We start from the raw sequence: 9,892 nt of genomic DNA, 5'->3' as shown, positions 1-9,892 counted from the left end.
TAAGGTAGCAGATGAAGTTAAGAAATCTAACCCAACTGCGAAAGATATCAAGGTTAACAAAGACGGATCAGTAATTGTAACCTTTGAAGATGGCACCACAGCCTTTATCCCAGCAGATAAGACAGTTAAGAAATCATCTGATAAAGTTAAGGAATCAGATGGAGTTAAGAATCCATCAGTAACTCCAGTCAAACCTGTAACTCCAGCTAAGACAGAAGTTAAGGATCCAAAACACTTGACAGACAAAGAAAAAGAAGCAGTTAAGGATAAAGTTGAAAAAGCGAACCCAGGTAAGAACGTCACAGTTGATGACCAAGGTAACGCAACCGTAACGGATCCAACAAATGGTTCTTCAGCAACTATTCCATCAAGCGACTTGGTAGAAAAAGCGAAAGATGCAGAAGGAGTTAAAGATCCAGAATCTAAGACACCAGTTAAAGATCCAAGCAACTTGACTGACGCCGAAAAAGCTAAGGTAGCAGAAGAAGTTAAGAAAGCTAACCCAACAGCGAAAGATATCAAGGTTAACAATGATGGATCAGTAGTTGTAACCTTTGAAGATGGTTCAGTAGCAGTCGTTCCAGCTGAAAAAGCTGTTACAGCTGCTAACCAAGATTCACCTGCTCAAGCACCAGCTAAGAAAGCAGGAGCGAAAGAATTGCCAAATACTGGTACAGAACAATCTAGCGCTTCACTTGCTTTAGCACTTCTTGCAGCAGCGACAGGCGGACTCCTCTTCGCTAAAAAACGTGAGGAAGAAGAGTAAAAAATTACTCAAATAAAGCAAAACTGAGAATCTCAATTCTATGAATTTGCTAGAAAAACCGTAAGAAGAAATTCTTACGGTTTTTTTGATGGATAATGAGTAACCGTCCCATAACAGAGTATATTGAAAAAGTTCCAAAGTCAGTTTTGACTCTGGAACTTTTGTCATTTACAATTTTCTTGTACAACCTCAGCCCATGGCAAATAAGCTTCTAGCACCTCTCTTTTCGCGAGAGTCTCCTCATTGGGGAGATGGGTTAGAAGATAGGTGATATATTTCTCGGAATCAAGTCCATGTCGTTTGGCGGTTTCAAGCAGACTCATAATAATAGCTGTCGCCTTGGCTCCTTCAAAACTCTGTGAAAAGAGCCAGTTCTTCCGACCCATGACCAAAGACTTAATGGCTCTCTCGGCCCGATTGTTAGAGAGCACCAGATTGCCATCCTTTAGAATGGTCTTAAAAGTTTCCTCATACTTGAGACTGTAGTCAATAGCTCTTCCAAGTTTTGAACCAGACAAAACTGCTTGACTTCGACACCAGTAAAAGAAGGTTTCCATCAAAGGTTTCAACTCTTCCTGACGTTTCTTAAGACGTTCTTCAGCGCTCAATTTCTCCCATGAACTTTCTAGCCCAAACATCTGGTTGCAATAAGCCAAGCCCTTGGCTCCTAAGGACCTCTTGTCTGCCTTCTTAGGAGTCGCTTCGAAGAATCTCCGTCTCACATGTGCCCAACAACCAACCAGCTCTGCCTTTTCCAACTGGCGATAAGCACCCCACATGTCACAGTGAATGTAGCCATCATAATTTCCAAGAAACTCCTTAACCATCAGGCCACTGCGTCGCTTGTCATGATGATAGAGGGTAATCCCCTGCTCTTCGTGCTTGCCAGATAGGAAAGTCCAATAGTAAGTCAGCTGGCTATCGCTTTCTAGAACCTTGTAGGAGGTCTCGTCCGCATGAAGAATCGGCTGCTCCAAGAGCTTCTCTCGTAGAAGGTCATAAATCGCCTCAAAATAATACTGACTAGACTTGATGTGCCAGTTAGCCATTGCCTTACGGCTAATTGACAAGCCCATCTTAGCCCAATCCTCTTCTTGGCGATAGTTAGGAACTTTTAGATTAAATTTCTGGTGAATGGTGTGGGCAATGATGGAAGCTGAGCCCAGGCTGTGCGCCAGAGGTGCCTTAGGGACAGGGGCCTTGATAATCTTATCTCCGTCATTTGCCTGACTGCACTTGAACAAGATTTTTCTGGCATAGGGATTACCTCGCTTAGTAATGTGTTCCTTGGCGAGAAAGTTCCCAGATTCATAGTGTCTCAGGTCAATGCCAATAAAAGCGTTGATTTGATTGGTAGTAACCGCCCCATAACAGAGTATATTGAATCTAGAACAGGACGCTAAGACTGCTAAAAATATTTCTAGAAATTAGTTTGACTTTCCTAATCGATTTGTTCATACCCTATTTCAATTCACTATAACATTTGGAGAGGACAGCCGTTGTTCTCTCCATTTTTATATCCAGAGATAGAAGGATTTGTTGAAAAACTAAAAGATAAAACTATAAATCTCGGCAAAAAATATTTACTAAAAATTTTAATACTGTTAAATAAGTTGTATGAATATAAAAATGGATAAATCTCTCATAGCAGGGATGAAATACATCACTAGATGGATGTTTGTTCCTTTAATTCTATTTCTTAAAGAATTACTAAGTTTTCGATAAGAGATGTAAAAAAATATTAAATTTAGTTCGTGTAATACGTTTTTTAGTAAAAAGTAAGCGTTACCACTTGATTTTTATAAATATAGTGATATACTAAGATTTAAGAAAAAGTAAAAAGGAGATTACTATGAAGTTTCATTTTAATGAGCGTCAACGCTTTTCTTTACGTAAGTATAGCTTTGGTTTAGCCTCTGTTCTTTTAGGAACTGCCTTCTTTTTGAGTGGACAAGTTGCTAGTGCTGATGAGGTAAATGTTTCAGAAACATTGCTCACCTCCGTAGTATCTGTTAGTCCAGAAAGTTCAACAAGTACATCGGAATCTTCAGTACCAAGAACTTCTGAATCAAAACCTACAGTAGCAGATAAGTCTACTCTATCACTAGAAACTGCCGATTCAAAATCAACAGTAGAAGATAAAGCTGTTGTAACACCAGAAAAGGCTGGAGTTTCTTCAGATTCTGAAAAACCTGTAATCGAGAGTCCAAAATCTGAAAAGTCAGAAGCATCAGCGAAAGAATCGAGTGAAGAAACGGCGAAAGCAACTGAAGTTAAAGCTGAAGTTGCTGAAAAAGACGATAAGTTTACTGACAAAGCTCCAGCTGAAGTTGCTGAAAAAGACGATAAGTCTACTGACAAAGCTCTAGCTAAAGTTGCTGAAAAAGACGATAAGTCTACTGACAAAGCTTCAGCTGAAGCACGTCGTTCTACTCGTACACGCCGAGCTACTTCAGAAGATAAACGAGAAGTATCTAATTGGAGTGAGTTTGTTTCAGCCTTAGAGGATGAAAATGTAAGCGATATCACTGTTAATGGTGATATCGTAGCTCAAGGTGATAATGGTAATACCGACAATGGACGTTCAGGATCTGTTGACCGTAAGACTACCATCAATGCGCCGTCTCGTCCAGTTACTATCCAAGGTAAGGACGACAATGCTCGTCTAGACCTCTTGTCGCATACTTTGGAATTGACAGGAGCTAGCTGGGAACTAAACCTCAAAAATCTTAAGATTGCTTCAGCAAACTCTAGAGGTCCAATTGAACTATCAAGAACTAGTGGTTCAAATACAGTTACATTTGAAAATGTGACAAGTGAGGGTTCATCACTTTATGGTGGTGGTGGTAACACAAATGTCGTTATCAAAGGAAATACAACTTCAACAGTTAGCGATAGTTATCAAGCAGCAAATGGTCAAACTCAGTATGTTCAACGGAACGTGGGACAAGCTGGTAAATCAGATAAACGTCGTGAGTCAAATATTCACGATGCTAAATCTGTAACAGTTGCTGAGGGAGCTAGCTTAACGCTTAACCGTTCTTCTCAAGGGGATGCTATTACTCTTGAAAGTGGAGCTAAGGTCAGTGTAAAAGATAAAGCTAGTCTTACTATCAACATGAACACTGCCAAGCAAACTGATAGTGCTCGCTACCATAATGCTGGTATTTTCATGGCTGATAGTGGTACCGTAGAAACTGGTAAAGGCTCTAAGTTAGTCCTAAATACTAGTATCGGTCAAGGTATTTCAATTGGTATAAACCGTCCAGGGGATAACGTTACAGATAAGGATCGTTTTGGTGGTTACGGTGCTGGTAACAACGGTCGTAAAAATGGTCCTAGCCGAGTTCTTATTGGCGAAGAAGGAACATTTGAATTTAACGGTCGTGACGGTATTATGATGGGGAATCACTCAGAACTTGTCACAGGTCAAAATTCCAAAGTTCGCTTTGAAAATAAAGGTCGTGGCGTTGCCCTTGATTTCGGAAATGATTCAAGAGTAGTCTTTGGAAAACATTCGACTAATACCTTTCATTCAGTAGGTAAAGGTAAGAACGGTGGTGCACCTTCGGGTAGTTACGATGGTTACAACTATATTGGCCTTAATGAAAATGGTAAGATTCTTGTAGATGACTACGCGACTTTCCGTGTACAAATGGACAATCGTGGCGACAATGACTGGGATGATGTCATTTCACTTGGTTCTCAGAATGGTACTAAGTCTGAGCCACTTTTCCAAGCTAATAAAGGTTCTATCGTAGATATCCGAGACGATAATACGAACTACTATGCGGAGTTGATATCTGTGGCGCTAGGTAATAGTTCAAATACCTTCTTCCAGTTCAACAATCCCTTTTATGTTGCATTTATGAGATATACTAAGTCGGATAGTCTTTCAGCAGGTGAAATTACAGGTAAATTACCACTATCGATTCCTCAAGGAAACAATCCACAGGATATTGGCCACGGAAATATTCTTTATATCTCAAATAAATCAGAAGCTTCAGGGAACCGAGTCGAATTTAATGGTCCAACAAATAATGCAGGTGTTGGGACCTATACGGTTTATTCCATGAACAAGGATGGTAGGGATGCACAAAGTCATAATAAACAGAGTTCTGTTTGGATGAATATCCAGGGTGGATCTATGTCCATTGCTGGTTTCCAAAATAATAGGGCACACATAGAACCTGCTAATGCCACATCTGTACCAACAGGTTCTTCGACTGGGGGAGTTGTTGCCACAGATAGGACTTATGGTATTGACCCGGTAGGTGATAACCGTCAAAATATTTGGGTATCAAATGGTTCTAAAATCAACCCGACTGGTGTTCATAAAAATGTCATCAAATATGTTTACGAAGATGGAACTCCAGTTAAAGAAGATGTTATCCAGTCATCAGATTGGAAGCGTACTTTGGATGTCTCTATTGACCAAGAAGGCTTTAAAAAGATTTTAAAAAATTCAAGTGTCAGCAATGGTGATGAGTTCTTAGCCGCCTATAGTAAGGCTAAGTATCACATTTCTGATATCGATGGAGATAACATCGCTGATACAGGTTGGAAAGTTGATGGAACAAATTCAGGTACCTATAATTATGGAACTATTGCTTCACCAAAAGTCGATGGCTATAAAGCAGAAATTCTATCAACTAATGTTCCAGGATTAGAAGCTGGGGCTAAAGCTGATTCAGTTTCTGTTTCATATGATTCAAGCAATGCAACAGACACACTTATTGAAGCTCAAGCAGGTAAACGCACCGTTTCAGAAACTTATTGGCGCAATATTGTAGCCAAGTCTGATTTGGGTACATACGAAACAGTCGTTGTCTATAAGAAAGTAAAACAAAAAGCTACTGTCAAATATATTGATACAAGTGCTAACAACAAGGAGTTGGCAAAAGATACAGTTGAAGGTGCAGCTGGTGAAACTATTGCCTACTCAACTGCAGCTAAGATTGCTGATTTTGTTAATAAGGGTTACAAGCTTGTAGAAGATGGTTTCACAAACTCAACTGAAGATCAAAAGAAATTTGATGATGATGAAAACATTGATCAAGAATTCGTAGTTAAGTTAGCACACGATGTAACTCCAGTTGGACCAAATAACCCACATAAACCAACAGAGCCAATCAATCCAAATGATCCAAACAGTCCAAGATACCCTGCGGAAAATCAATGGAAGAAAGATGTAACGTCAACTGTTCATTATGTGGTATCAGACGGTAAGGCAACTGCCCCAGCTGACAATGTTCAAAATGCACAATGGACACGTACCTTAAATGTTGATAAGGTGACAGGTGAAGTTCTTAACCCTACTGAACCATGGGCAGCGAATAAGGCTAACTATGATGCAGTTCCAACACCAGGATTGACAGGTTACTACGCTGATAAAGCAAGTGTTGCTTCTAAGACAGTTACTCAAGAAAATCTTGAAGAAACTGTAACTTACAGACCACTTGGAAAATTGGTTCCAAAACCAGAGACACCAAAAGATCCGAACTTCCCATCAACACCAGAAGTGCCGTATCCAAATGATCCAAACGATCCAACGAAACCAGGTCAACCAGTTGTGCCTAATGTACCAGGCTACAAACCATACTTGCCAGATCCAAACTATCCAACGAAACCAGGTGAACCAGGTAGACCAGTAGAACCAGGAAAACCAATCACTCCTGAAAATCCAGGTACTGACACAGAAATTATCTATCGTAAGGTAGATCAAAAAGCTATTATCAAGTATGTAGACCAAAATACTGGTGCAACACTTGAAAGTGATCAAGTAGGTGGCAAATCAGGTGAAGCTATTGCCTACTCAACTGCAGACAAGATCAAGAAATATCAAGATCGTGGCTATGTTCTTGTAAGTGATGGATTCCCAGCAGGAGCTACCTATGACAAGGATGAGTCAGTTGATCAAGAATTCGTAGTTACCTTGAAGCATGGTGAAACACCAGTTGGACCAAATGATCCACATAATCCAACAGATCCAATCAATCCAAATGATCCAAAGAGTCCTAAATACCCTGCGGAAGATCAATGGAAGAAAGATGTAACGTCAACTGTTCATTATGTGGTATCAGACGGTAATGCAACTGCCCCAGCTGATAAGGTTCAAAATGCACAATGGACACGTACCTTAAAACTTGATAAGGTGACAGGTGAAGTTCTCTCATCTACTCCATGGGCATCGAATAAGGCTAACTATGATGCAGTTCCAACACCAGGATTGACAGGTTACTACGCTGATAAAGGAAGTGTTGCTTCTAAGACAGTTACTCAAGAAAATCTTGAAGAAACTGTTACTTACAAGCCACTTGGAAAATTGGTTCCAAAACCAGAGACACCAAAAGATCCAAACTTCCCATCAACACCAGAAGTGAAGTATCCAAATGATCCAAACGATCCAACAAAACCAGGTAAACCAGTTGTGCCTAATGTACCAGGCTACAAACCATACTTGCCAGATCCAAACGATCCAAGTAAACCAGGTCAACCAGTAGAACCAGGAAAACCAATCACCCCTGAAAATCCAGGAAAAGATACGCCGATTATCTATGTACCAAAAACTAATGATGTGACGCAACCAACAAAACAAACTGTTAAGTACACAAGTACAGATGGTAAAGCTCAGGTACCTTCAGATAAGATTCAAAATGACTATACTTTCACAGGTAAGAAGAATCAAGCTGATGGTACAACAACATGGACTGAAAACAGTCATACTTACGGTAGGGAAAGTGTTCCAGTAGTTTCTGGTTACTACGCTGACAAGTCTGAAGCAGGTAGTAAAACAGTCACTCCAACCAATCCTAATGCTGAAGATGTTGTAACTTATAAACCACTTGGTAAGATTATTCAAGTAGATGAATCAGGAAATGTTATTCCAGGTTCAGTATCTAAGACTTATGAAAATAACCCATTGAATCCTAAAGAAGCAGCAGAAACTAAAATTCCAGATGCACCAACAGGATATGTGATTAAGGAGGAACAACCACAAGCATGGGGTTACAATATTGTTGATAAAACTATTGAACCAAATGATGAAAGTGATCCAGATCGAATTTCACAAGATACGAAGATTGTTTATGTTAAGGCAGACCAAAAAGCAGTGATCAAGTACGTTGATCAAACAACTGGTCAAACCCTTGCCAATGATCAAGTCGGTGGTAAATCAGGTGAGGCAATCAACTACTCAACTGCGGACAAGATCAAGTACTATGAAGATCGTGGCTATGTTCTTGTAAGCGATGAATTCCCAGCAGGAGTTCACTTCGATACCGATGCATCAGTAGATCAAACCTGGACAGTAACCTTGAAACACGGTGAAACTCCAGTTGGACCAAACGATCCACATAATCCAACAGATCCAATCAATCCAAATGATCCAAACAGTCCTAAATACCCAGCGACAGATCAATGGAAGAAAGATGTCACATCTACTGTTAAGTATGTGGTATCAGATGGTAAGGTAGCAGCCCCAGCAGATCATGTTGAAAACGCGACATGGACACGTACCCTTACCTTGGATAAAGTCACAGGTAAAGAACTTTCAGCGACACCATGGGCATCAGATAAGACAGCCTACGCTGCAGTTCCAACACCAGGTTTGACAGGATACTACGCTGATAAAGCAAGTGTTGCTTCTAAGGCAGTTACTCAAGAAAACCTTGAAGAAACTGTTACTTACAAACCACTTGGAAACTTGGTTCCAAAACCAGAGAAACCAAACGATCCAAACTTCCCATCAACACCAGGTGTTAAATATCCGAACGATCCAACAGATCCAACGAAACCAGGTCAACCAGTCGTTCCTGATGTACCAGGTTATGAACCACACCTTCCAGATCCAAACGATCCAACGAAACCAGGTCAACCAATCCAACCAGGAACACCTGTAACACCTGATAAACCAGGGGAAGATACGCCAATCATCTATGTACCAAAAACAAATGATGTGACGCAACCAACTAAACAAACGGTAACGTTTGAAGGAGCAGGAACAGCTACTCCAGCTGATAAGGTTCAAGATAACTTCACCTTTACTGGTAAACAAAAAAATGGTACGACAACATGGGATCAACCTAATCACACTTATGGTAAAGAAACAGTTCCAGTAGTTAAAGGTTACTACGCTGATAAGAAGGAAGCTGGATCTAAGACAGTTACTCCAGATCAACCAGAAGTTACGGATAAGGTTACTTATAAACCACTTGGTAAGATCATTCCAGTTGATCCAGAAGGAAACCCAATTCCTAAAGCACCAACTCCACAGTACAACAATGATCCACAAGATCCAACTAAGGGTGGCGAGACTCCAACTCCAGTTATCCCAGGTTATGTGACAGATACACCAAGTGTAACACCTAATGACCCAGGATCTGATACACCTGTTGTCTACCGTAAGGCGGAACAAAAAGCTATTATCAAGTACGTTGACCAAACAACAGGTCAAACCCTTGCCAATGATCAAGTCGGTGGTAAATCAGGTGAGGCAATCAACTACTCAACTGCGGACAAGATCAAGTATTATGAAGATCGTGGCTATGTTCTTGTAAGCGATGAATTCCCAGCAGGAGTTCACTTCGATACCGATGCATCAGTAGATCAAACCTGGACAGTAACCTTGAAACATGGTGAAACTCCAGTTGGACCAAACGATCCACATAATCCAACAGATCCAATCAATCCAAATGATCCAAACAGTCCTAAATACCCAGCGACAGATCAATGGAAGAAAGATGTAATGTCAACTGTTCATTATGTAGGTGCAGGTAGTCAAACACCAGCAGACAATGTTCAAAATGCACAATGGACACGTACCTTAAAACTTGATAAAGTTACAGGTAAAGTTCTTAACCCTGATGAAGCATGGACAACTAATAAGACTAACTATGATGCAGTTCCAACGCCAAGTGTTACTGGATACTATGCGGATAAAGCAAGTGTTGCTTCTAAGACAGTCACTCAAGAAAATCTCGAAGAAACTGTAACTTACAAACCACTTGGAAACTTGGTTCCAAAACCAGAGACACCAAACGATCCAAACTTCCCATCAACACCAGAAGTGAAGTATCCAAATGATCCAACGGATCCAACGAAACCAGGTCAACCAGTTGTTCCTAA

The 9,892-nt window shown here is 40.5% G+C and carries 3 protein-coding genes; 2 read left to right on the top strand and 1 reads right to left on the bottom strand.

Features of this window, described 5'->3' with window-relative positions:
• Window positions 1-766, top strand: a 766-nt coding sequence (locus tag O3658_RS10320) for an LPXTG cell wall anchor domain-containing protein (protein ID WP_371561439.1), incomplete at its 5' end; no start/stop codon positions are given.
• Window positions 767-930: 164 nt separating this feature from the next.
• On the opposite strand, the gene O3658_RS10315 is transcribed toward O3658_RS10320, so the two are convergent.
• On the bottom strand, window positions 931-2,112 hold the full coding sequence (locus tag O3658_RS10315) for an IS66 family transposase (RefSeq protein ID WP_371561441.1): 1,182 nt from the start codon (window positions 2,110-2,112) through the stop codon (window positions 931-933).
• A gap of 506 nt (window positions 2,113-2,618) precedes the next feature.
• On the opposite strand from O3658_RS10315, the gene O3658_RS10310 reads away from it, so the two are divergent.
• On the top strand, window positions 2,619-9,892 hold a 7,274-nt coding region (locus tag O3658_RS10310), incomplete at its 3' end, for a pectate lyase-like adhesive domain-containing protein (RefSeq protein WP_371561436.1).

The sequence above is a fragment of the Streptococcus sp. 27098_8_69 genome (assembly GCF_041432445.1).
In the GTDB taxonomy this organism is placed as follows: Bacteria; Bacillota; Bacilli; order Lactobacillales; family Streptococcaceae; genus Streptococcus.
The sequence above is the reverse complement of the archived record's forward strand: the minus strand, read 5'-3'. Positions and strand labels throughout refer to the sequence as shown.